Origin of the sequence: Vibrio renipiscarius, assembly GCF_000827885.1 — a bacterium.
In the GTDB taxonomy this organism is placed as follows: Bacteria; Pseudomonadota; Gammaproteobacteria; order Enterobacterales; family Vibrionaceae; genus Vibrio; species Vibrio renipiscarius.
Genome location: NZ_JTKH01000021.1, coordinates 199,583 through 223,229, shown reverse-complemented (window position 1 = coordinate 223,229; position 23,647 = coordinate 199,583). Strand labels below are relative to the sequence as shown.

Here is a 23,647-nt window from a genome sequence, read left to right as displayed (position 1 = left end):
AAGTGGCGAAGGTGATATGAAAGCTCGCAATACATTGGGGTTTACCTTGGTCGAATTGATCGTGGTGATCATCCTGTTGGCCATTATCTCTGCATATGCGGCTAGCCGTTACATCGGCGTAGGCAGCTTTACGGCATTCGCCATTCAAGACTCGGTTATTTCCATTGCGCGCCAAATCCAGTTAAATCGAATGCAATCGAATACCCAAACGTTGACCGACGACGTTATTCTCTCTATCTCCCCGACGTGTTTTGGCTCAAAAGCCTCCTGCGATACCCCGAGTGACAGCCGTAGCGATTGGGTGATGGAGGAGGGCGTTCGCTTTAGCGCGAAGCCAAATCTGAATATCATTGAGTTTGATTTACTCGGCAGTCCATTAGGGGCGGCGAGCGCTGGTGTGGCCATTACGGTTCATGGGACCAATAGCCAAACGCAACTATCCATTTGCCCTAACGGTTTGATCTCTTCTTCGGAATGTTATTAATGAAAGCGCCGCGTGGTTTTACCTTAATCGAAAGTATTATCGTGATGGTCGTCATGGCCTTTGTGATGCTGACAATGACCCACTTTCTGGTGCCTCAAATCAGCCAGTCGGCTGATCCTCACTATCAATCTCGCGTGAAATCACTGGGTCAGAGCTTAATGACACAAATATTAGCCCGCTCTTTTGACCAACAAAATGCGGTCGTTGGTGGAGGCGTACGTTGTACTCTTGATGGCAACGCGGGTTCGCCTATCTGTAGCGGTCTATCGGGGGCCGAGTTCCCGCTAGGGCCGGATAAGGGGGAAGTGCCCGCAACGTTCAATGACGTGGATGATTTTATTGGTTGCTGGGCTTCGGCGCCCAATAAAAACTGTGACAATGATTTGTATGCATTGATCTCATCAGGAGAAGACAGTGCCTACCATAACTTTCAAGCCGATATCGACGTGACTTATCATCTCAGCACTTCAAAGCAAATGATCAAAAAAGTCACACTGATCGTGAAGGCGAGCAATCAGGCACCGATAGAGTTGATTGCCTATAAAGGAAATTATTGATGAAACAGCGTGGCTTCACTCTCATTGAAATGGTTCTCACCATGTTGGTGAGCAGTATTTTAGTGTTGGGCATCGCAGGCTTCATTGAGCTCGGTATGAAGGGGTATGCCGATAGCGTCGATAGGCAACGGATGCAAACTCAAGCCAAATTCATTTTAGAAAAAATGACACGTGAAGTACGCCACGCAGTGCCTAATATTTTTGTCGATCAGCAGAATTGTATTTCGTTTTACCCGATTGTTGAGTCTGGGTTTTATGCCGTTTCCGGTAGCGATATTAGCTTTATTGTTGGTAATAGTACGACGAATACGAGCGATTTAAACACTAAGCGGTTATTGATTAACCCCACGCGAACGCTCGCCTCAGATGAAACACTGGCCGATTTAAACAACAGTTTCCCGATGACGATTGTGACTCAACCGTCCCCGTCAGAAGCGGTATTTTTATTGCCGAACCAAAGCTCAAAATTAGTTGGCGGGTCGGTGATTAACCGTCACTACATTACCGATTCTAATCGACGAATTTCGTATTGCATTCTTGATGGGCGAGTCGTTAGAGGAGAAGGGAATGAAAGCGTCGCCCCCGTTCTAATGCCTTTGACGGATCGTCGTTCTGTCTCTGTGAGTGGCAATATTCGCTATACACCCGCAAGTGTCCAGCACAGTGGCGTTGTGCATGTCGATCTCGCGTTCACGCAAAATGGTGAATCAACTCATTTCCAACACGATATACAGGTGCTCAATGTCCCATAGTCACTCTTTTCGGACGCGGCGTGATCAACATGGCAGTTTGTATATTGCCATTGTTTTTGTCTTGGTGGTGATGGGGTTTCTCGCCAGTCTATTAAGTCGTATTCAATGGTCGAATGCCGATGGTTACACGAAAGATGTACTCGGCACGCAGGCATGGTTTCTTGCGCAATCGGTAAATGAATCGTCGTTAACAGTGTTATATCCATTAGATTCTGTCACGAACATCAAAGGAACGTGTGTGACCGTAATGCCAACCCCAAGCTTTATTAGTGGCACCGTGTTTAGCGAAATACCCAACTGCAGGCTGGTCGAAAACAGCTGCGAGAGCCTAGGAACACTGGCGGATATGAATTATTTTAGACTGACGGCAAGAGTAAATTGTGGGTCAGGCAAGAGCCTTGTTGAACGAGCTGAAGAGATTTGGGTGAGAGAATTAAATAATGACTAAATACATTCGCATCTTTTCAATACTGTTGATTAGTCTTTTATATTTTCAGCCTAATCAGTCTTTGGCCTCACAGTGTCTTATTGCCGGCACATCGGTCAATGCTTATGACGGTTTTTGTTTTACTTTTAAAATTGATTCCGATGGAACAAACCGAGTACGACTTGAAAAAAGCAAATATTATCCGCTCTGGACGGATGATATTGACTACAAAAGATATTCTCCTGCTGTTTATGAAGATGAGTATATCAGTGAAAGAAAAGAAAGAACCTTTCAAGTTAAGTTTTCTGCAAACTCAAAGTCGAGAGGGCAAGATATTGTCGGTAGGATTGTTTACTATGTCGATGGCTTGTTGATGAAAGAAATCGATGGTTTCAATTTATCTAAAGTAACCGGTGTTAGTAAGCGCTCGCCACACTTAAAACTCAATCTCATCGGTAATGAGTTTCATAATTCAAATGACTATTGCATTTCGTCAGGCAGTTGTTTTCGCGACAACTTAGAATTATGCCGATATTTCCCTCAACCCGCGCAGAGTTGGAAGAAAGACAGTAAAGTCACATTTGGTAATCCAACGCCTTCATCTGGTCAATATCCTTTCTTCATCGGTGGGTGGAGTGAATATTACCTGGATGAACATTTGAATACAGATACGGGCATGCTAGATATTGATTTTGGGAGCATAAGTTATATTGATGGTAAGAATGATAAATCTTGCGAAAGTGGTCAATGTAATGCAAGCGCTGACCGTATCGAAAAGCCAATATATTTGCAACCAACTTTCGGAAGTGTAGAGTTGGTTCTTGGGACTTGGAATTTTGAGGAAGTATGTCCCAAAAATAATTCCGGAAAATACTGTCATTCATATAAAAAAAACAACGGACATGGCAAAGAAACAGTATACGTGACAATAAAGTCCGATCTCGGGTCATTGAGTGTATCAGGAAATACTAGTACTAATGTAGTTGTTGATTTTACATCTCAACCGGGTGTGTATGGCAGGGTTATTGGTGATTACAGTATGGATCAATATGTTCGTTCTGTATTTAATAATCCAGGAGTGTATACGTTTAAAAGTATTTATGGTGGTAAAAATTCGCAATTAGAAATTGGAAGGAACGTCACTTGGAAAGTCAAGGATGCCATAGTTTTCTCTACGTCGGTTGAATTAATAAACCCATCATTAACGGATGATTTTATTATTTACGCACCAGAGGCTGATATTTACTTTCAAGGGGTTAATGGAGATTACAATGGGCTTATACTTGCAGACAGTCTAACAATTGAAAATAACATGACGATATTTGGTTCGGTGACGACGAATAAACTATCAATGAAGACAAAGAATGTCCGAATTGTCGGCCAGAGCCAATGTTTTACGCTTCCCCCTGAACCGGACGTAAGTCGCATCGTCATTAAACCGTTTAATTATCATTTGACCTGTGAATCCTCCCCTGAAAACACAGTGGAAGTGCATGTTTATGATTCTGATGGTCAATATGTCCCCGGCAAAACGCCAACCTTAAAAGAGACGTCAGGTAATAATTTAGAAATTAAATTTCTTTCTGAGTCGGGCGGCATTGCAAAATATAAAGTCACTAAAAAAGACATGAGCAGTCTAGGCGCGTATGAACTCACCGCATCGTTACCGGTGTCAAGCGGTGGGCCTTTGACCGCGAATGAAACGATTAAATACGTCCCTTATAAATTTGAAGTGGCAGACCAAAACATAGTGGCAGGGCAGCACAACAAAGTCGATATTGCGGTAAAAGCATGCAGCAGCGATAGCAATGGTCAAAGCCAGTTAATTACACTTGGTTACACGGGAAGTCCACAAGCGAGCTTTTCTTATCTATCGCCAGTGACGCCTCCTGATGCGAGCGATTTGAAATTTTCAGCCCATCTTGATGATACGAACCGAAGCGCCGATTTTACCTTTATGGAGTCAGGTCAAATTACCGTCGTCGTTGAAGATAAGGACTTTGAGTGTATTGATACTGATGATGTGCATTGCCCAGTTGAAGGGGGGGCGCTTAAAGGCGAATTTAGCGTGAATTCTCGTCCTTATAAATTGGCGATTTGTAATGTGGTTGAAACGGCTAAGCCGTCAAATAAAAACCCAGCCACCACATCGGTGAATAGAGGGTTTATGGCATCAGGTCGCGAATTTTCGGTCACTTATCAGCCCATTGTTCATCCAGATTCGAAAGGTTCTACCTCTAATGAATGCCTTTTCCCACTGACGGAGAATTACGGATTGGATAATGGCCCATTGGATTTGAGTTATCACGTCGCTTACCCCAAGCCGTCAACGACCGGTTCTGTGACGCCAAATACGCCGCCTAATTTTTCGCCAGAGGATTCGACATTAACGCTTACCCACACTTGGGATGAGGTGGGAACAATCGTGTTTAAAAGTGATGCGACTTATCTCAATATGAAACTTGACCGAGATGCTCAAAGGATAGGTCGATTCTACCCAAGTTATTTCGCCATCAGCGAGTCAACATGGACGGCGCCTGATAATCAAAATGATGTTACCTACCTTAGCCAGAATTTCGATGACACGAAAATTATGGTGGGCGCGTATGCCTTTGATAGCGTAGTGCCGGTGAAAAACTATCATCTTTTTGATGAGTCATTGAAAGCTAAGTTTGTTTTGCGTAAGACGGGCAGCGCGATCAATAACCCGATGAATTTAGAGACCGAATTGGGTGGTTGGGGGGCAGAATCAACGTATTCTTATTGGCGACTCAGTGATAAAAACGCCAGCGTATCTCGCCAACAAACGGTGAGCGGTTCAACCATCACCAGTCAAGAAAATGGCCCGTTTAATCTTGAGATGATTACCGATCCTCAGTCCACAAAAACGGATTTTGGCTTGCGTATATCCGGCCATGATCCCGTCTCCTTTGATGAAGACGAGACGGTATTGGAACAAGCGTTTCCTTATCAACCTAAATTAAAATATGGCCGTATGGCGTTAGGCAGTTCAGGGGGGCCATCAGGCAGTCATTTGAATGTGCCATTACGTGTGGAGTATTGGAATGGCAGCCACTTTGTTAAGAATACGGATGACGACCGCTCTCAACTGAGTTCACTCGATGATTATGTGTGTCGTCAAACGGTGTGGGATGAAGGGGCTGAATCCAATTCCAAACTGAGTGGCGCGAGTCAATTACCGATGCCTCACGTCGAGAAGGGCGAATTTACAGGATTGCAGGTTTTGGCGGATAGTGGAAATCACACACTGCGGGAGCAGGTGCGTTTTTGGCTGCGCATGGATGACGTGAATGAAAATGGCCATCGTTCACCTCAAACGCGATTGGACGATGTGGTATGTGGTGGTTATGGCCTTGCCCAACCTTGGTTACAATACAATTGGCGAAACGAAGGGGATGAAGATCCTTCTACGGTGGCGACATTCGGGATCTATCGCGGCCATGATAAGATCATATTCCGTGGTGAACCTGGGTTAACCGGTCTGTAATGTTTGTCAATTCTCTGCGTTAAGTAAGGAAACTGTTAGAAATTGCGGATTTCACTCCATCTTTATTAGACAATGCCTTGCTGTGATGGCGAGGCATTGGTACATTTAAAACAATTTCTATCTTCTAATTCTTTCAGGACGAACGAAGAATATGTTCAAAAAACTTCGTGGCATTTTTTCGAATGACCTTTCAATCGATTTAGGTACAGCCAACACCCTTATTTATGTAAAAGGACAAGGTATTGTTCTTGATGAGCCTTCTGTCGTAGCAATCCGACAAGATCGTAACCGTGCTGGCAAAAGTGTTGCTGCTGTAGGTCATGCAGCAAAACAGATGCTAGGCCGTACACCGGGCAATATTTCTGCGATTCGTCCTATGAAAGATGGCGTAATTGCTGATTTCTATGTGACGGAAAAAATGCTTCAGCACTTTATCAAGCAAGTGCATGACAACAGCGTTTTAAAGCCAAGCCCACGCGTTTTAGTGTGTGTGCCTTGTGGTTCAACGCAAGTTGAGCGTCGCGCGATTCGTGAATCAGCCCTTGGTGCTGGTGCGCGTGAAGTGTATCTAATTGATGAGCCAATGGCGGCAGCAATTGGTGCGGGCCTACGTGTTTCTGAACCAACGGGTTCAATGGTCGTCGATATCGGTGGTGGTACGACTGAAGTCGCGGTTATTTCGTTGAACGGTGTGGTTTACTCGTCTTCTGTTCGTATTGGCGGTGACCGTTTTGATGAAGCAATCATCAATTATGTTCGTCGTAACTACGGCAGCTTGATTGGTGAAGCAACGGCTGAAAAGATCAAACACGAAATCGGTTCAGCTTACCCTGGCGATGAAGTGCTAGAGATTGAAGTACGTGGCCGTAACCTTGCAGAAGGTGTACCGCGTAGCTTTAGCCTAAATTCAAATGAAATTCTAGAAGCACTACAAGAGCCGCTAACGGGTATCGTTTCTGCGGTGATGGTTGCTCTTGAGCAATGTCCGCCGGAACTGGCTTCAGATATTTCTGAAAACGGTATGGTGATGACTGGTGGCGGTGCGCTACTGAAAGACATCGATCGTCTATTAACCGAAGAGACGGGCATTCCAGTTGTTATCGCAGAAGATCCACTGACGTGTGTTGCGCGTGGCGGCGGTAAAGCATTGGAAATGATCGACATGCATGGTGGCGATCTGTTTAGCGAAGAGTAATTATCAATGCCCAAGCGTCGCTTGGGCAAAATAAGAAAGATTAAAGGAACTCAGAATTAATGAAGCCTATTTTTGGCCGAGGACCTTCACTTCAATTACGCTTATTTTTCGCCGTGATTTTATCAGCCAGCCTTATGCTGGCTGATAGTCGTTTAGGTGCTTTTGCACAAGTGCGCTACCTGTTGAACAGTGTTGTAGCTCCTATCCAGTATATGGCGGATGTTCCACGAGTGATGTTTGATGGGTTCTACGAACGCTTCAATACTCGCCAAGGCGCGATAGAAAGTAACCGCGTGTTAAAGCGTGAAGTGTTACGCCTTAAAAACGATATGCTGCTGGTCGATCAGTACCGCGAAGAAAACCAACGTTTACGCAAACTGCTTGGCTCATCATTTATACGCGACGAGCGTAAAATGGTCGCGGAAGTGATGGCGGTGGATACGTCTCCTTATCGTCATCAGGTCGTCGTCGATAAAGGTTTGATTGATGGCGTTTATGTCGGGCAACCCGTCGCGAATGAAAAAGGCATTGTTGGCCAAGTCACGTTTGTTTCTGCCCACAATAGCCGCGTATTGTTACTGACCGATTCCAATAGCGCCATTCCTGTGCAAGTTATCCGTAATGATATTCGTGTTATTGCCTCTGGTAACAGCAAAGTGGATACCATTCATTTGGATCACATTCCTATCAGTACCGATATTCAAAAAGGGGACTTGATCGTTACGTCAGGTCTTGGTGGTGTATACCCCGAAGGTTATCCTGTTGCTTATATTGATAATGTTGATCGAGATAGCCACAGGGAGTTTGCTCTTATTGAAGCGGACCCGGTGGTTGATTTTGAACGTTTACGTTATCTACTGCTTATTTGGCCAAGCGATTCTCGTCAAGAAAAAGTACAGCAAGCGGATCCAAACAACATGATAGAGGCAAGCAATAATGGCGAGTAGTCCATTTAAAGCCAAGATGGTGATCATGGCTTCCTTCATTATCGCTTTAACATTGCAGACCATTCCATGGCCTGGTGTACTCGATATGTTGCGTCCATCATGGTTATTATTAATTACCTGCTATTGGGTTTTAGCTTTGCCGCATCGTGTTAATGTGGGAACGGCATTGATCTTAGGTTTACTTTGGGATTTGCTGCTCGGTTCCACATTGGGTATTCGTGGCATGATGATGTCGATATTGATTTACCTGATCGCATTAAACTTTTTAGTCATCCGTAATATGGCGTTATGGCAGCAAGCCTTGGTGATCGGCTTACTTTCTATTGCATTGGATGTGATGATTTTCTTCGGTGAGTATTTAATTCAAGATGTCACGTTCAATCCAACCTCATTGTGGACGGGCGCCATCAACTGCATTTTATGGCCGTGGATGTTTTTGTTAATGCGTCGAGTTAGACGCCATTGGCATGTAAGGTAAGCAATGAAACCATTAGTTTTAGCCTCTGGTTCGCCAAGGCGCAAAGAGTTACTTAGCCAACTGGGCTATTCTTTTACCGTGCTTTGCACTGATGTTGAAGAGCAGCGCCAGAGCCATGAAGATGCGCAGCAATATGTATCGCGTTTATCTCATGATAAAGCCATGGCAGGCGTGGCACTTGCGGCCGATGATTCGGTGGTCATTGGTTCAGATACCATCGTGGTGTGCGATCAAAATGTGTTGGAAAAACCAGCGGATCTAGCGCATGCCAAACAAATGTTATTACAGTTATCGGGACGAGCGCATCAAGTGATGACCGCCGTGACGGTAGCAACTAAACAGCAGCAAGAGACGGTCGTTGTGACGACTGACGTATGGTTTAAGCCGTTGTCCGAACTAGAAATTGAACAATATTGGCAAACGGGCGAACCATGCGATAAAGCGGGCAGTTATGCAATCCAAGGACTTGGAGGACGATTTGTTACTCGAATTGAAGGCAATTATCACGCCGTAGTTGGCCTGCCTCTTTTTGAAACCGACCAGCTCTTGCACAAATTTTTATAATTTACATTGAGGTGCGCTCATGAGTGCAGAGTTGTTGATCAACGTGACTCCTAGCGAGACACGCGTAGCGATGATCGAAGGGGGAGTCTTACAAGAGGTTCACGTTGAGCGAGAAGCAAAGCGTGGCATTGTAGGCAATATATACAAAGGTAAAGTCAGTCGAGTTTTACCTGGGATGCAAGCCGCTTTTGTCGACATCGGTCTAGACAAGGCGGCGTTTTTACATGCCTCTGATATTGTTCCTCACACCGAATGTGTGGCGGAGAATGAGAAGAAGCAGTTCCAAGTACGTGATATTTCAGAATTGGTACGCCAAGGCCAAGATATCGTCGTGCAGGTGGTTAAAGATCCGCTGGGCACAAAGGGCGCCCGCCTGACGACGGACATCACTTTGCCATCGCGTTATCTTGTCTTTATGCCGGGTGCAAGTCACGTCGGCGTATCACAACGCATTGAAAGTGAGAAAGAACGCGAGCGTTTGAAGCGAGTGGTCGCTCACTATTGTGATGAAGATGGCGGTTTTATTATCCGTACTGCTGCCGAAGGCTCTGATGAAAAAGAATTGGCACAAGATGCCGCGTTTCTTAAGCGTCTTTGGTCGAAGGTGAAAGAGCGTCGCAGCAAATACAAAACCCGTTCAACCTTATATGGTGAGCTCGGGCTTTCTCAGCGTATTTTACGTGATTTTGTTGGGACGGATTTAACCAAAATCATGGTCGATTCACGTCTTGAATTTGAAAACCTGAAAGAATTTACGTCTGAATACGTTCCAGAGTTAACGGAAAAGCTCGACCTGTATGAAGGCGATAAGCCGATCTTTGATATGTACGATACAGAGAACGAAATTCAGCGTTCACTCGATCGTAAAGTGGAGCTGAAATCGGGCGGCTATCTGATCATTGATCAAACCGAAGCGATGACCACCGTTGATATCAATACGGGGGCATTTGTCGGTCGTCGTAATCTTGAAGAAACGATTTTCAATACCAACGTTGAAGCTACGCAAGCCATTGCTCGTCAGCTGCGTTTACGCAATTTAGGCGGCATCATCATCATCGACTTTATCGATATGTTGTCGGAAGAGCACCGTAAGCGAGTGCTGGTTTCATTGGAAAATGCATTGAGCGAAGACCGCGTAAAAACCAACATTAATGGTTTTACCAACCTTGGCTTGGTGGAAATGACACGCAAACGAACGCGCGAGAGTATTGAGCACGTTTTGTGTTCAACGTGCCCGACTTGTGAAGGTCGTGGTAGCGTGAAGACGGTGGAATCTGTTTGTTATGAAATTCTGCGTGAAGTAACTCGTGTTAACCGTGCGTATGATGCGGATAAATTCGTGGTTTATGCATCGCCATTTGTGGCTGAAACATTACAAGGTGAAGAGTCACACGCTCTGGCTGAGCTTGAAGTCTTTATTGGTAAGCAAGTGAAAATACAAGCTGAGCCGCTCTATATTCAAGAGCAGTTTGATGTTGTGATGATGTAGCGGGAAGATTGTGAGTAAAACCGTTAATCGTGTAATACAGATATTACTTTGGGTGTGTGTTACGGCGATGGTGATGTTAGCCATCGCGGTGACCGCACTGCGAATTGCCTTACCGAAATTGAACCATTTTCAAGGCGAGATCCAAGCTTGGGTAAACCAAGACAGTGGACTTGATTTTGAGATTGGCAACATCAGCGGTTTTTGGCGCAATACCCATCCTTCCATATCGCTATCAAATGTAAGAGCCAACACACCTCAAGGCAGTGGTATTGAGTTTTCCGCTCAAACCGTTGAATTAGAATTTGATCTGTTCCAATCCTTGCTCCAACTCGAACCGGTTATTGCGGATTTGAATATCCACGATCTCAAACTCGACGTGCGCGCAATACAGTGGGTGAATACCGAACAAGATCCCCAATTACAACCCAAAGCAGAACAAAAAAGTGTTATCGAGCAGCTAGATAAGTTGCTGCTTAGACAGTTGGATGAGTTTGCCTTAGAAAACTCAACCGTCTTATTCATGGCGGTGAGTGGTGAAGAGCGCCAACTTGATATCAAGAATCTGCATTGGAAAAACAATGGCCGCCATCATATGGCTGAAGGTGAGATAACCATTGCGGAAACGCAATTAAACTCACTTGATATCAAAGCCAATTTTGTTGATCACGGATCACTGCTTGATGTGAGTGGCGAGCTCTACCTTTCTGCTGAGCACATTGTGGTCACGCCGTGGCTGACGCATTATTTGCAGCATGAAACGGGGATTGAAAAGGGACAAATTAGCTTTAATAGCTGGTTAACGCTCAATCGTAGCAAACCGGTTAACGCCTATGTTGAAATACTGCCTTCCGAATTAGTCTGGCAAGAAGGCTCACGCCACGACTTAATGTTTGAATCGGGTGTTTTCCAGCTTCAACCAAGTGGTGATGGCTGGCAAGTAAATGCTCACTCACTTCAATTGAGAACTGACGATACCTCTTGGCCTGAATTGGACATTGCCTTCAATTGGCAAGCGGACAAATGGCGTCTGAATGTTTCTCACTTGAATCTTGCCGCCGTCACGCCACTGGCTAAATTAGCCCCTGACTCGAGCGCATTAACCCAAGTCTTAGACAAACTCAGCCCAAGCGGTGATCTTGATGATATTCGAGTGTCTATGGCGAAGGATTTAGCGTCGCTGCGTTACTCGGCGAGATTAACCAATGGCGCGTTGAAGCAGTGGCAACTGCTGCCGGGAATGAATCACTTAGAAGCGAATGTGAGTGGTAACTATCATCAAGCGCAGGCCCAAATACGCGTGATTGATGATGTCATGCCCTATGACGAGGTTTTCCAAGCTCCGCTTAATGTTAAGCAAGGTGAGATTGATCTGGTTTGGCAGAACCTTGGCGATCAAGGTTGGCGCTTATGGGCAGACAAAGTCACGGCCACCACGCCAGATTTGCAAGTATTGGGTGCGTTTAGGCTTGATTTCCCCACAGGAAAAAGCCCGTTCTTATCTTTTTATGCTGAAGCCGATGTTTTTAATGCGGGTGAAACATGGCGTTATTTACCCGTCCCCGCCCTGGGCGATGAGTTAACCGATTATCTTTCAACAGCGGTACAAGGTGGCAAAGCAAAAACAGCTAAATTGCTTTGGTACGGTGAGCTTGCTCAGTTCCCGTATCAAAATAATGACGGTATGTTCCAAGTCTTTGTTGGCCTTGAGCAGGGCAAATTCAGTTTTGATACCGGTTGGCCAGCCGTCACGGATTTGCAATTGGATCTCTTGTTTCAAAATGAGGCGATGCATCTCGATTCCAAAAGTGCCAAGTTGATGGGCGTGAACGCCACGCGTATTACGGGGCGCATTCCTGACTTGGCAGAAAATGGCCATATCGAGATTGAAGCGGTGGCCAATGGTCAAGGCAATGCGGTACGCGATTACATGATGGCATCGCCATTAGTTGATTCTGTGGGCGCGGCGCTGACCACCGTTCAAGTTGACGGCATGGTGACGTCTGAGTTTCAGCTGCGAATCCCTTTTGCTGACTTTGATACACGGGCATGGGGTTACGCTGAGCTGAGCAATAACCACGTGACGATTGATACGCCACCGATGCAATTAGAATCGGTGTCTGGTCGAATTGAATTTGATAATGACGTTGTGACCGCGGCGGGCTTATCGGCGGTCTTACTGAATCAAGCGGTGTCGGTTGATTTTAACGGCGAAAGTGAAGGCAGCGGATACTTGGTCGGTATCGATGTATTAGGGGATTGGGAGGTTAAGCCACTCGAGCCTTATGTTGGTCAGCAATGGTTAGCTCCTGTCACGGGGCATTTACCGTGGAATACCAGTGTCGATATTCAGCTTAATGACGTTGGGTTTACTTATCAGGTTGATGCCACGGCTGATTTGCAAATGTTAGCGAGCACTTACCCTTATCCACTTAACCATCAGGTTGGTGCACAAGGTAAGGCGCATCTACAAGCATCGGGTAATCAACAGTCCATTACCGCTCGTCTGCAATTACCGGATTTTAAGTATCAAACGGAAATTGATATTCGACCAAAAACGCCCGTATTGACGGCGTCAAATATGGTCTTGGGCAAAGGCAGTTTTAAGATAAGTCCAATTGTGGGGCACCAATTAAACATTCGTGCACATCAATTTGATTTAGATGAGTGGTTGTCATATCTCACGCCTTCAAGCGATCAGCCTGCCCGTTCAATGCTGGCCGATCTCAATACGCCCAAAATCCCAAGCCCGCAGCGGATTGACATTGACGTTGATGAGCTCAAATTGGCAAGTATCGATTGGAACGAGGTCTCATTTAGCGCCAAGCAAAAAGATCTTGGCTGGTCGATGACGCTTTCAAGCCAAGAGGCGAAAGGTCAAGCAAGCTACATTGAACCTTATGATTTATCAGTCAAACTAGAGCGTTTGCACGTATTTGTACCTATGCTTGAAGAAGAGGCTTTTAAAGGAAAGAGTTTATTTGAAGCGGAAGACCAAACGGCGCCTCTGATTTCTGAGTTTGATCGAAGTTTTCATCAGAAAGTACCGAGTATTACGCTGGCGATCGATGATTTATGGATTCAAGGCTACAAATTGGGTCAAGCGAATATGGATCTTCAACGCCAAGGTGATGTCCTCGAATGGAAGCAAGTCTCCTTGGTGAGCGGCAGCAGTAAAGTGAATATGAAGGGGACATGGCGACTGGCGGATGAAAAGAGCCATACTCAATTTGATATTGCGGTGTCGGGTGACAACAACAGCGAAGTCATGGAGCGCTTTGGTATTTCATCGGGCATTCAAAAAGCCCCTTATGATATTGATGCCGATTTACAATGGGATGGCGCACCCTGGTCGATGAAAGTCAGTTCGTTATCGGGGAATGTGCAGTCTAAGCTCGGTAAAGGGGTGATCTCGGATGTGAGCGGCGCAGCAAAGCTGCTGGGCTTGTTTAGCCTTGATTCGATTATTCGGAAAATGCAGCTGGATTTCAGCGACGTCTTTGATGAAGGCATGGCCTTTAATTCGATTACCGGTAGTGGTGAGATTAAAAATGGCATTTTCTTGACTAATGATATCAAGATGGATGCGATCGCCGGTGATATGAGCATTAAAGGGCTCGCGAACCTCAATGATCACACCGTTGATGCTGAAGTGAATTTTGTGCCTGACATTACCTCCGGCATTCCGGTGTTAACTGCCTTCGCCGTGACGCCGCAAACCGCCCTTTATGTGCTGGCGATAACGACGGTGATTGCGCCTGTTGTCGAAGTGTTTACTCAAGTTGACTACGAGGTGAAAGGGCCACTCGATGCTCCGGTCGTGAAAGAATTATCCCGCAGTAAAGGGGAGTTTAAGTTACCCAATAAATTGCGCGATGCTGTGAAATAAAAGGAGGACTCATGGATAGAGTCGGTTTAATACAAATGACTTCAGGGCCAGATCCTCAACTGAATCTGGCCTATATTGAACAGCAAATTGCTGCGCTTGCCGCTGAAGGGGCAACTTGGGTCGTAATGCCTGAAAATGCCTTAGTCTTTGGTTCTCGTCGCGATTACCACTACTACGCTGAGCATCTCAATCAAGGCCCGATTCAATCCAGCCTAGCCAAGATAGCAAGCCGGTATGGTGTGTGGGTTGTGGTTGGTAGTATGCCTATTCGCTGTGGCGAAGGGGTCACGACAACATTATTGGTTTATAACTCAGACGGCCAATTGGTGGCCCATTACGATAAGCTGCACATGTTTGATGTCGATGTCGCCGACAGTCATCAACGTTATCGTGAGTCCGCGACTTTTATGGCAGGAAGCAAAGTGGTGAGCGTTGAAACACCTTTTGCCCATCTTGGCCTGACGATTTGTTATGATGTTCGTTTCCCGCAGTTATTTAGTGAATTAGCGAAACGTGGTGCTAACGTGATTGTGGTACCAGCGGCCTTCACTGCCGTGACAGGACGAGTGCATTGGCAACCGTTATTGACGGCGCGCGCGATTGAAACGCAATCGTGGCTGGTGGCGGTTAATCAGACGGGCGTTCACGAAGGCGGTCGACAAACGTGGGGGCATTCGATGGTGGTTTCACCATGGGGTGAAGTTTTTGCCAGCCTTGATGATGCGCCAGGTAATTTATTAGTTGAGCTGGACTTACAAGCAGTACATGAGATTAGAGCGGCCATGCCGGTGATGGACCATAGCCGCTTTACTAATCAAATCAAAAATTAAGAGCGAAATATGACAATTAATCACGTAGAAGATGCGTTACTCAAACCCGGTGGTCTAACAGAGCACGACATCGCGAGCACTTTAGAGAGTATTGCCACTCGTCAAATTGACTACGCTGACATCTACTTTCAGTCTAGTTGGCATGAATCTTTGGTGTTGGAAGACAGCATTATTAAAGATGGTTCGTTCAATATTGATTGTGGCTTAGGTGTTCGAGCGATTACGGGTGAAAAAACCGGTTTTGCTTATTCTGACCAAATTCAACTTGATGGTTTGAAGCAAAGTGCCATTGCTGCCCGCGGTATTGCTCAACAAGGCCAAAATGGCAAAGTTCAAGCGTTCAAGCGTTTTGATAATCAAGCATATTACGCGGCTGATAACCCACTAAATTGTTGGGAAAAAGAGAAAAAAACGGCACTGCTAAAAGAATTAGATGCCTATATTCGTACCAAAGAACCTCTGATTGACGAAGTATCGATTAGCTTAAGTGGCGTGCACGAGCAAATGCTGGTGGCGGCAACAGACGGCACTTATGCGGGCGATGTACGTCCACTCGTGCGCTTATCGATTACCGTATTAGCCCAGAAAGGCGATCGTCGTGAACGTGGCAGTTCAGGCGGTGGTGGTCGATTTAATTACGATTACTTTTTAACGAGTATTGAAGGCCAAAACGTGGCATATCAATACGCGGATGAAGCGATTCGCATGGCGCTAGTGAATTTAGAAGCGGATGCCGCGCCTGCTGGCACAATGCCGGTGGTACTGGGTTCAGGCTGGCCGGGCGTGTTACTGCATGAAGCGGTTGGGCATGGTTTAGAAGGTGATTTTAACCGTAAAGAATCGTCGGTCTTTAGTGGCAAGGTTGGCCAGCAAGTAACGTCGAAGCTGTGTACGATTGTCGATGATGGCACATTAAAAGATCTTCGTGGATCGTTAAACGTCGATGATGAAGGTGTGGCGGGTCAATACAATACGTTGATTGAAAATGGCGTACTGAAAGGCTACATGCAAGATAAGCTGAATGCACGCTTGATGGGCGTGGCACCAACCGGAAACGGTCGTCGCGAATCTTACGCGCATCTTCCGATGCCACGCATGACGAACACTTACATGCTGCCGGGACAACACACACCAGAAGAGATCATCTCAACGGTGAAGAAAGGCCTTTATGCACCGAACTTTGGTGGTGGCCAAGTTGATATCACCTCTGGCAAGTTTGTGTTCTCAACATCAGAAGCTTACTTAATTGAAAACGGTAAGATCACTCGCCCAGTGAAAGGGGCAACCTTGATTGGTTCTGGTCTTGAAGCGATGCAGCAAGTATCGATGGTCGGCAATGATTTGAGTATTGACCGTGGTGTTGGTGTTTGTGGTAAAGCCGGTCAAAGTGTCCCTGTCGGTGTTGGTCAGCCAACGCTGAAGCTAGATTCAATCACTGTGGGTGGTACGGAGTAAACCGTTTAACTCACGATATGCTTGATCAGCATGATTAAAAATAAAGCCGCGAATTCGCGGCTTTATTTTTTTAAACATCGAATAATCAAAGGATTATTTGATATCGTGGCGGATCTTATCAGTGTCGTGCTTTTGAGAGTTAAATATCGTCGCGCTCAATCGGGCAACTCATGCAGCGCGCGCCGCCACGTCCACGTCCTAATTCGTTGCCTGGGATCGGCAACACAGTGATCCCGGCTTTATCATATTTTTCATTGGTGTAGACGTTTCGCTCGTAGCCAATCACAACCCCCGGTTTCACGGTCAGTACATTATTGGCATCATTCCACTGCTCTCGCTCTGCTTCATAGCTGTCGCCCCCTGTGGTAATGATTTTAAGTGCCGACAACCCTAGTGCATTTTCAATCGCAGCGATCAAATTGACCGCGGCTTCTATATGGACTTGTCCATCACCTTCAGGGGTTAAAACCCAGGTATTCAAATCTTTGCGCATCACTTCGGGATACATGGAAAAGGTATCCACATCCATATGGGTCATGACGGTATCGAGGTGCATGCAAGAGCGGCTTTTTGGCAGCTCAACCACAATGACTTGCTTTGCTTGTTGGTGCAAAAATAATTGTGCGGCTAGATTTTCAACCCCTTGGGCTGTGGTTCTTTCAGACATACCAATTAAGACCGCACCTTTACCAATGACTAAAACGTCTCCGCCTTCAATGTTGGCATTGTCATAATGCAGATCTTCATCACCAAAATACTTAATAAAATCTTGCCCAGCAAAGACCGGATGCCAATGATAGATTGCTCGTAGGTGGTTCGTTTCTCGCTGGCGTGCTGGCATCATCATCGGGTTCAATGATACGCCGCCGTAAATCCAGCAAGAGGTATCACGAGTGAAGAGATGATTGGGCAGCGGCTCAATGGCAAAATCAAGAGAGCGGTGCAATTTGGGCAAAATCGAGGCCGATTTAAAGGGCAACTCAGAATAGGCGAGGCCACCGAGTAAGATCGAGGCGAGGTGTTCATTATCCATTTCGCTTAAGTAGTGGCGAAAATCTCGTGCGAACAGCGGACCATAACGGAAATCAGAAATTTGTGTCGCCAATAGCCATTCGCGCGCTTCTGGAACCGCTAAGGTTTCCACCAAAAGATCATGCAGAAGCAACACTTCCACATCTTGTTTTCGTAATGTGCTTGCAAATATATCATGCTCATTTCCTGCTTCTTCCACGGCTAATACGTCGTCAAAGAGCAGTTCATGGCAATTAGATGGTGTGAGGTGGGAGAGCGCTCGCTCTGGGCGATTGAGCAATACTCGTCGGAGTTGACCAACTTCTGAGCCCACATACAACTTACTCATTTTGTATCCTTACATCAAATTCCTCCTCTATTTATGACAATGTTACGAAGAAGATGCAAGTCTGTGATTAATGCTAAATGCGGATATTTTGTCAAAAATTAAGCGGATATGCTTTCTATTGACGACATTTTTAGCATACAACACTGATGTGTTCGTAAACGACGACAGAGTTTAATGTGCGTTATTATTCATCTCAGTTTGCGGCTTGAGTATTGCCACATTGCGAGTGAGTCAGAAAGCATTCGGTTGGAAAATGAGGTGGCTGAAATATGCTGCGTTTTTTGGTGATTCGATTTGTGCGGTCTTTTATTTAAAAGCTATGCACTAAATGCCGATAAGCAGGCAGATTAAGTGCTCGGTGGGATGTTTTGATGTTTGAAACTTTGTGCTGATTTTGTTTCTTCTTCACTTGGCTTAGAAAGCGGCGATTTTTTCGGTAACCTTTGGTTAGAAACACGCTTTAAATGCAGAGAAAAATGGTGACTAGCCCTGTTTCTGGGTGGTATTTTTCTTGGATCCATGCGATATTTCGTCGCGACAAATCATCATTACTGTTATCACACGCTGGAGCACAATTATGTCTCATGAAGATGAATATCTATCGGTAGAAGAGTTAATCGAGATTCAAAAGGAAGAGACTCGCGATATTATCCAAGCATTGCTTGAAGATGGCAGTGATCCAGATGCGCTATATGACATTGAGCACCATCTATTTGCTGAAGACTTTGAAACCCTTGAGAAAGCGGTTGTTGAAGCATTCAAAATGGGCTTTGAAGTATTAGAAGCTGAAGAAACAGAAGACGAAGATGGCAAAAAGCTGCTTTGTTGTGATGCGACGATGCAATCTGTTTTGAACCCTGAAGCGATCGACGAGCAAGTGTTTAAGCTTGTTCACCTAGCTGAAAAGTTTGACATTATTTACGATGGCTGGGGTACTTACTACGAGGGTGAAGACGCGCTTTACCCTGATGAAGACGAAGAGGACGACGAAGAGTAATTTTTCTTCGTAAGTGATTGCCTTCACGTATAAAAATACCAGCCATAGCGCTGGTATTTTTGTTTCTATCTCTGAGACTATTCATTATACTTTGAGCTAATTTGATCTAGCGCAAGTTTATATGACATGGAATTATCTCTCGCAGGTCTATGGCAACTCTCGCCATTAACGGACTTATCCATTCCACAAGACGACCTTATTTTCCCGAATCCTCTTAGCCATATTTTACCTGACACCTTGTCAGAGCAGTCGATCGCAGAGCAAGAGTGGCATTTAATGCACGATATAGACGTCGATGAGGCAATGCTGGCTTTTCCGGCTATTGATCTTGTGATTGCTGGGGTGGATTACTACGCGGAAGTACGGGTTAATGGTGTTGCCGTTTTTGATTGTGATGGCACACAAGCGAGCTATAAACGAGACATTCGTTCTTATCTGCAATTGGGTCGTAATCGATTTGAAATCCTTTTTCTTGAGCAAGATGACGATCTTCTTTTAGAGGAAGAACCGTTAGAGTCAGTTTGCCCTCTTGATCAAAAAAACCACCAAAAACAAGATGATCGAATCGGTGTATGGCAAGCGCCATACCTGCAATTTATTCGTCATGTGCGTTTAGAGCATATTAGTACGGAGCAAATTTGGCATCATGGTGGTGGCTGTGAATTTTTGGTCAACCTCTACTATAAAACTTATGCGGCAGGGTTAGTGTCGGCGTCAGTAAAATTTAATGGTATGACTTATTTGCTTCCTATCGATGTGCGAAATAATCACACATCCGCCTTATTTCAAATTGAAGCGCCGATATACAACGATTCAATTCAATCGGCAGACGACTATTTCTATCAATTGGAAGTCAGCCTTGATGGCCAAACCCAACGTTTTGATGTTGGGTTGTGTGAAGCCCTTTGCGTGCAGCATTATCCGATTTAACTTAAGCGTCAGACGAGACTGCCGCTATGCGGCGCATTACTGTTAGCGGCGCATTAATGTTAGTCGCGTATTACTTAGTGAGCACACGCCCAAGGTTGCGCTGATGACATTCGGTTTTGTGCTTGTTTGCGTAACCATACTTTTTCATGGAAGTAATAAGCACAGGTGTTGATGGTTGGCTCAATGGTCGCCATAACACCGCCGACAAAGGCATCACCCGTTAAGATGTACACAACACTAAAAGCGACACTAAAGTGAATAACCGCAAAGCTGGTGGTTTTGACTTTAGCCGATTGCGCTAAACGTTGTAGTGCGGGTGATTTCTGCCAAACCAATTCATGAAAATAGAAAGCGACGGTGTTGACGCTGGGTTCTATCATTGCAATCAAACTACCAATCAAAATATCACCAGTCAGTAGATAGGCGACAGTAAATGCGATGGTAAAGTGAATTGAGGCAAAGGTTAGAGTCTTTTTCATAATTATCAGCTTAGGTTTCAATGATGGGGTCATTATTAGCCAGATAATGAATAAAGAAAAATCGCTTATATCTAGTTTATTGATAGTTAAAACCGATAAAGGCACTCCGTATGAGTGCCTTTATCGTTTGCATGGGGTTGTGAATTAGTTCTGTGGTTTTACCACGAGGACCTGCACTGGAGAACCTTGTACGACTTTACTTGCGACGGAGCCAAGTACCGCTTTATCTAACTTAGATCGTTTATGGCTGGGCATCACAATGAGGTCGCTACCGAGTTTTTCGGCGTAGTGTAAAATGGTTTTGTAGGCTTTGCCTTCCGCCACATGCACTTGATATGGAGCGGCATCATTAATGTGTTGTTTGGCAAAATCATCCAGTTGCGTTTGAACGTCTTGCTTCATTCTTTGCGCTGCATCTTTCGGGAAGTAACTGGCGACCATCGACATGTGAATACCTGGTAGTACATTCAAAAGATGGATTTCTGCGCCAGAGTGTTGTGCATGCCAAACCGCAATCGCGACCGCGCGATCTGAGAAGCCTTTTTCATTCAAATCAACAGGAACAAGGATCTGTTTATACATTCTCTTTTCTCTGTAAAGCCCCAAAACTGAGGCTAGTAGTGGATTAGGCCGTCAGTGCCTGCTGGCGAATACGACGTTTTTGGTTTGCTCCCATCAATAGAACGATGAAGATACAAGGAACAAATACCCATTCTTTCATTGGTCTTTCAGCATCTTGAATAACCCAATCGATCTGCCAATCAAAATCAATGCCTGAGGCTTCTGCAGGGCTACCGAACTCAACCATATCGACGATCATTTTCCCATCGGATTCATTGAGCATGAGGCCCATAGAACTTAAACGCGCTTCCGCTGTGAGGGCATCGTCATCAAATGGCAAGCGGACGGTTTTCTCGATGAAATCACCCACTAAGTTCTCACCGGACACGCGCAGTTCAATTGGTTGGCCCACATTGAGCGATTTCGCGATTTCGGCTATCTCAACGCCAGGTGAAATATTTTTGGCCGGGTAAATCATATCCCACCAAAATCCAGGGCGGAAAAATGAGAAGGTCAGTACCAGTAGTAGGACGGTTTCCCACCATTTGTTTCGTGTTAGCCACCATCCCTGCGTCGCGGCTGAAAAGAGTAACATCGCAATAATGGCTGATATGACCGTCAGAGCCAGATGCCACCACGAGTCAATTCCCATCATGAGGAGTTGGGTATTGAAAATAAACATGAAGGGGAGAATTGCAGTCCGGATATCGTAGGTAAAACCTTGAATACCCGTGCGTATTGGATCGGATTTTGCGATGGCTGCCGCCGCAAACGCGGCCAAACCAACCGGTGGAGTATCATCGGCGAGGATACCAAAGTAGAACACAAACAGATGAACGGCGATCAATGGAATGATCAGGCCATGCTGCGCACCTAACGTCACGATAACCGGAGCCATCAAAGTAGAGACCACAATGTAATTTGCGGTGGTTGGTAAGCCCATACCAAGGATCAAACTGATTACGGCCGTAAACAACAACATGAGTATGATGTTACCGCCAGAAATAAATTCGACAAATTCGGTCATAACAAGGCCGATACCCGTTAGCGTAACCACGCCAACGACAATCCCTGCCGCCGCGGTTGCAACGCCAATGCCGATCATGTTGCGCGCCCCAGAGACCAAGCTTTCGGCGAGATCGATAAAACCTTGTTTAGTCTGTTCGCTAATATCACCGCTTTTTGCCATCATGGCTTTTAGTGGTCGTTGAGTGATCAAAATAAAGATCATAAACACGGTTGCCCAAAAGGCCGACAAACCTGGAGAGAAGCGCTCTACCGTTAAACACCAAACCAGGACGACGATGGGCAGTAAGAAATGTAAGCCGGATTTCATCGTAGGGCCAGGATCCGGTACTTCAGTTAACTCAGCATCGATCTCGATATCCCCTTCTTTGGCGTACTTAGCGGAAACGCGCAACAGTGCCACATAGGCAATAAGCAGAGCGCCCGCCATGATTGGTGTGGCTGCGTCACCAAATACATCCTTGGTCCAACCGACACCGTAGTAAACGGCGACACTGACCACACACAACCCTAAGATAGTGCCGGTAAAAGAGAGTAAATTTTGTATAAAGGTGGGGGTGTGGCGACGAGGTAAGCCTTCCATGCCCGCTTTACACGCTTCAAGGTGAACAATGTAAATCAAAGCGATATAAGAAATCAGAGCGGGAAGTAATGCGGCTTTAATGACCTCAACATAAGAAATACCGACGTATTCCACCATCAAAAATGCAGCTGCGCCCATAATAGGCGGTGTGAGCTGACCATTAGTGGAAGCGGCGACCTCAACCGCTCCGGCTTTGGTTCCTGGGAAACCAACGCGCTTCATAAGCGGAATGGTAAAAGTACCGGTTGTCACAACGTTCGCAATTGATGAACCTGACACCAGGCCAGATAGACCAGAAGCCACCACGGCGGCTTTTGCCGGCCCCCCTTTCATATGCCCAAGTAACGAGAACGCGACTTTAATAAAGTATGCGCCTGCGCCAGCGCGCTCGAGCATGGCGCCAAATAAGACAAACAAGAAGACAAACGAGGTTGATACCCCTAGCGCGACACCAAAGACCCCTTCGGTCGTAAGCCATAAATGCGACATCGCTTTATTTAAGCTCGCGCCTTTATGAGCAATAACGTCCGGCATATGAGGGCCAGCAAAGGTATACAACAAGAAAACGGCTGCCACGACCATTAAGGGGGGACCTAATGCTCGGCGCGTTGCTTCAAGCAGTAAAAGCATTCCGACGACGGAGATCACAATATCGGGCGAGGTCGGTGCTCCAGAGCGATCGGCCAATTGAGCATAAAAGAGGTAGATATAAGCGGCGGAAAAACTGCCGGCTAAAGCAAGGATCCAATCTAACGCTGGAATTCGATCTCTTGGTGAGCCTTTTAACGCAGGGTAGGCGGTAAAAGCGAGAAAAATAGCGAATGTAAGGTGAATTGCGCGCGCTTCAGTATCATTGAGCACCCCAAAATTAAAAATAAATGGCAGTGGGGAGGCATACCAAAGTTGGAATAAAGACCAACATAACGGCACAAACCATAAGATACGTCCGGGAATGCCTGAAGGTGATCGTGCACCTGTATCAGATTGCGCGACCATCTCCTGCACATCTTGCGATGGTTTTTTTGTCTGCGTCATGCACCTTATCCTTATTATATCGAGTTCAATTCATCACGAATGTTGAACTTGAGTTCGCACTTAACAGTGTAGTTATAGGTGTGAAAAATGCGTATTGATTGATT

19 protein-coding genes are annotated in these 23,647 nt (G+C 45.7%); 15 read left to right on the top strand and 4 right to left on the bottom strand.

Going from position 1 to position 23,647, the window contains the following annotated elements; all coding sequences use genetic code 11:
• The first annotated feature begins 16 nt into the window (after positions 1-16).
• The 13 genes from OJ16_RS12015 to tldD all read left to right on the top strand — a co-directional run bounded on the left by OJ16_RS12015 (position 17) and on the right by tldD (position 16,572).
• Entirely contained in the window at positions 17-484 is a 468-nt protein-coding gene (locus tag OJ16_RS12015) for a prepilin-type N-terminal cleavage/methylation domain-containing protein (protein ID WP_040990968.1), read from the top strand.
• Complete coding sequence (locus OJ16_RS12010) at positions 484-1,041, top strand: type II secretion system protein (RefSeq protein WP_040990966.1); 558 nt, start codon at positions 484-486, stop codon at positions 1,039-1,041. Before OJ16_RS12015 ends, OJ16_RS12010 begins: the two co-directional genes overlap by 1 nt.
• Positions 1,041-1,793, top strand: a complete 753-nt coding sequence (locus OJ16_RS12005; protein ID WP_040990965.1) for a PilW family protein — start codon at positions 1,041-1,043, stop codon at positions 1,791-1,793. Before OJ16_RS12010 ends, OJ16_RS12005 begins: the two co-directional genes overlap by 1 nt.
• Complete coding sequence (locus tag OJ16_RS12000) at positions 1,783-2,241, top strand: hypothetical protein (protein WP_040990962.1); 459 nt, start codon at positions 1,783-1,785, stop codon at positions 2,239-2,241. The genes OJ16_RS12005 and OJ16_RS12000 overlap by 11 nt, the downstream gene beginning before the upstream one ends.
• A complete protein-coding gene (locus OJ16_RS19615) occupies positions 2,234-5,728 on the top strand; it encodes a DUF6701 domain-containing protein (RefSeq protein WP_052811645.1) in 3,495 nt (1,164 codons plus the stop codon). Before OJ16_RS12000 ends, OJ16_RS19615 begins: the two co-directional genes overlap by 8 nt.
• 151 nt (positions 5,729-5,879) lie before the next feature.
• On the top strand, positions 5,880-6,923 hold the full coding sequence (locus OJ16_RS11990) for a rod shape-determining protein (RefSeq protein ID WP_040990960.1): 1,044 nt from the start codon (positions 5,880-5,882) through the stop codon (positions 6,921-6,923).
• 59 nt (positions 6,924-6,982) lie between these two features.
• Entirely contained in the window at positions 6,983-7,870 is an 888-nt protein-coding gene (mreC, locus tag OJ16_RS11985) for a rod shape-determining protein MreC (RefSeq protein WP_040990958.1), read from the top strand.
• The gene (gene mreD / locus OJ16_RS11980) at positions 7,860-8,348 is read left to right on the top strand and encodes a rod shape-determining protein MreD (protein ID WP_040990956.1); all 489 of its coding nucleotides are present in this window, start codon (positions 7,860-7,862) and stop codon (positions 8,346-8,348) included. Before mreC ends, mreD begins: the two co-directional genes overlap by 11 nt.
• A gap of 3 nt (positions 8,349-8,351) precedes the next feature.
• Positions 8,352-8,912 carry a Maf family protein gene (locus OJ16_RS11975; RefSeq protein ID WP_040990954.1) on the top strand — a complete coding sequence of 187 codons (561 nt, stop codon included), beginning with the start codon at positions 8,352-8,354 and terminating at the stop codon, positions 8,910-8,912.
• Positions 8,913-8,931: 19 nt separating this feature from the next.
• Complete coding sequence (gene rng / locus OJ16_RS11970; protein WP_040990952.1) at positions 8,932-10,401, top strand: ribonuclease G; 1,470 nt, start codon at positions 8,932-8,934, stop codon at positions 10,399-10,401.
• Positions 10,402-10,411: 10 nt separating this feature from the next.
• Positions 10,412-14,287 carry a YhdP family protein gene (locus OJ16_RS11965; protein ID WP_040990951.1) on the top strand — a complete coding sequence of 1,292 codons (3,876 nt, stop codon included), beginning with the start codon at positions 10,412-10,414 and terminating at the stop codon, positions 14,285-14,287.
• An 11-nt stretch (positions 14,288-14,298) separates the two neighbouring features.
• Positions 14,299-15,117, top strand: coding sequence for a carbon-nitrogen hydrolase family protein (locus OJ16_RS11960; protein ID WP_040990949.1), 819 nt, complete (start codon positions 14,299-14,301; stop codon positions 15,115-15,117).
• A gap of 9 nt (positions 15,118-15,126) precedes the next feature.
• Positions 15,127-16,572 carry a metalloprotease TldD gene (gene tldD, locus OJ16_RS11955; RefSeq protein WP_040990947.1) on the top strand — a complete coding sequence of 482 codons (1,446 nt, stop codon included), beginning with the start codon at positions 15,127-15,129 and terminating at the stop codon, positions 16,570-16,572.
• Positions 16,573-16,711: 139 nt separating this feature from the next.
• On the opposite strand, the gene arcA is transcribed toward tldD, so the two are convergent.
• Positions 16,712-17,932, bottom strand: coding sequence for an arginine deiminase (arcA, locus tag OJ16_RS11950; protein WP_040990944.1), 1,221 nt, complete (start codon positions 17,930-17,932; stop codon positions 16,712-16,714).
• Positions 17,933-18,509: 577 nt separating this feature from the next.
• On the opposite strand from arcA, the gene rraB reads away from it, so the two are divergent.
• Entirely contained in the window at positions 18,510-18,929 is a 420-nt protein-coding gene (gene rraB / locus OJ16_RS11945) for a ribonuclease E inhibitor RraB (RefSeq protein WP_040990942.1), read from the top strand.
• Between the two features lie 126 nt (positions 18,930-19,055).
• Entirely contained in the window at positions 19,056-19,859 is an 804-nt protein-coding gene (locus OJ16_RS11940; protein WP_040990939.1) for a glycosyl hydrolase 2 galactose-binding domain-containing protein, read from the top strand.
• 74 nt (positions 19,860-19,933) lie between these two features.
• On the opposite strand, the gene OJ16_RS11935 is transcribed toward OJ16_RS11940, so the two are convergent.
• The 3 genes from OJ16_RS11935 to OJ16_RS11925 all read right to left on the bottom strand — a co-directional run bounded on the left by OJ16_RS11935 (position 19,934) and on the right by OJ16_RS11925 (position 23,543).
• Complete coding sequence (locus OJ16_RS11935) at positions 19,934-20,338, bottom strand: DUF2061 domain-containing protein (RefSeq protein ID WP_040990937.1); 405 nt, start codon at positions 20,336-20,338, stop codon at positions 19,934-19,936.
• A 144-nt stretch (positions 20,339-20,482) separates the two neighbouring features.
• The gene (locus OJ16_RS11930; protein WP_040990936.1) at positions 20,483-20,920 is read right to left on the bottom strand and encodes a universal stress protein; all 438 of its coding nucleotides are present in this window, start codon (positions 20,918-20,920) and stop codon (positions 20,483-20,485) included.
• 43 nt (positions 20,921-20,963) lie between these two features.
• Positions 20,964-23,543: a TRAP transporter permease gene (locus tag OJ16_RS11925; protein WP_040990934.1), complete on the bottom strand. Its 2,580-nt coding sequence runs from the start codon at positions 23,541-23,543 to the stop codon at positions 20,964-20,966.
• Between the last annotated feature and the right edge of the window lie 104 nt (positions 23,544-23,647).

Coding starts and splice junctions, on each gene's coding strand:
- OJ16_RS11940 (WP_040990939.1), top strand. CDS start 19,056: ATGGAATTATCTCTCGCAGGTCTATGGCAACTCTCGCCATTAACGGAC.
- tldD (WP_040990947.1), top strand. CDS start 15,127: ATGACAATTAATCACGTAGAAGATGCGTTACTCAAACCCGGTGGTCTA.
- arcA (WP_040990944.1), bottom strand. CDS start 17,932: ATGAGTAAGTTGTATGTGGGCTCAGAAGTTGGTCAACTCCGACGAGTA.
- mreD (WP_040990956.1), top strand. CDS start 7,860: ATGGCGAGTAGTCCATTTAAAGCCAAGATGGTGATCATGGCTTCCTTC.
- OJ16_RS12000 (WP_040990962.1), top strand. CDS start 1,783: ATGTCCCATAGTCACTCTTTTCGGACGCGGCGTGATCAACATGGCAGT.
- OJ16_RS19615 (WP_052811645.1), top strand. CDS start 2,234: ATGACTAAATACATTCGCATCTTTTCAATACTGTTGATTAGTCTTTTA.
- OJ16_RS11990 (WP_040990960.1), top strand. CDS start 5,880: ATGTTCAAAAAACTTCGTGGCATTTTTTCGAATGACCTTTCAATCGAT.
- OJ16_RS11975 (WP_040990954.1), top strand. CDS start 8,352: ATGAAACCATTAGTTTTAGCCTCTGGTTCGCCAAGGCGCAAAGAGTTA.
- OJ16_RS12010 (WP_040990966.1), top strand. CDS start 484: ATGAAAGCGCCGCGTGGTTTTACCTTAATCGAAAGTATTATCGTGATG.
- OJ16_RS11935 (WP_040990937.1), bottom strand. CDS start 20,338: ATGAAAAAGACTCTAACCTTTGCCTCAATTCACTTTACCATCGCATTT.
- OJ16_RS11930 (WP_040990936.1), bottom strand. CDS start 20,920: ATGTATAAACAGATCCTTGTTCCTGTTGATTTGAATGAAAAAGGCTTC.
- OJ16_RS12005 (WP_040990965.1), top strand. CDS start 1,041: ATGAAACAGCGTGGCTTCACTCTCATTGAAATGGTTCTCACCATGTTG.
- mreC (WP_040990958.1), top strand. CDS start 6,983: ATGAAGCCTATTTTTGGCCGAGGACCTTCACTTCAATTACGCTTATTT.
- rng (WP_040990952.1), top strand. CDS start 8,932: ATGAGTGCAGAGTTGTTGATCAACGTGACTCCTAGCGAGACACGCGTA.
- OJ16_RS12015 (WP_040990968.1), top strand. CDS start 17: ATGAAAGCTCGCAATACATTGGGGTTTACCTTGGTCGAATTGATCGTG.
- OJ16_RS11960 (WP_040990949.1), top strand. CDS start 14,299: ATGGATAGAGTCGGTTTAATACAAATGACTTCAGGGCCAGATCCTCAA.
- rraB (WP_040990942.1), top strand. CDS start 18,510: ATGTCTCATGAAGATGAATATCTATCGGTAGAAGAGTTAATCGAGATT.
- OJ16_RS11925 (WP_040990934.1), bottom strand. CDS start 23,543: ATGACGCAGACAAAAAAACCATCGCAAGATGTGCAGGAGATGGTCGCG.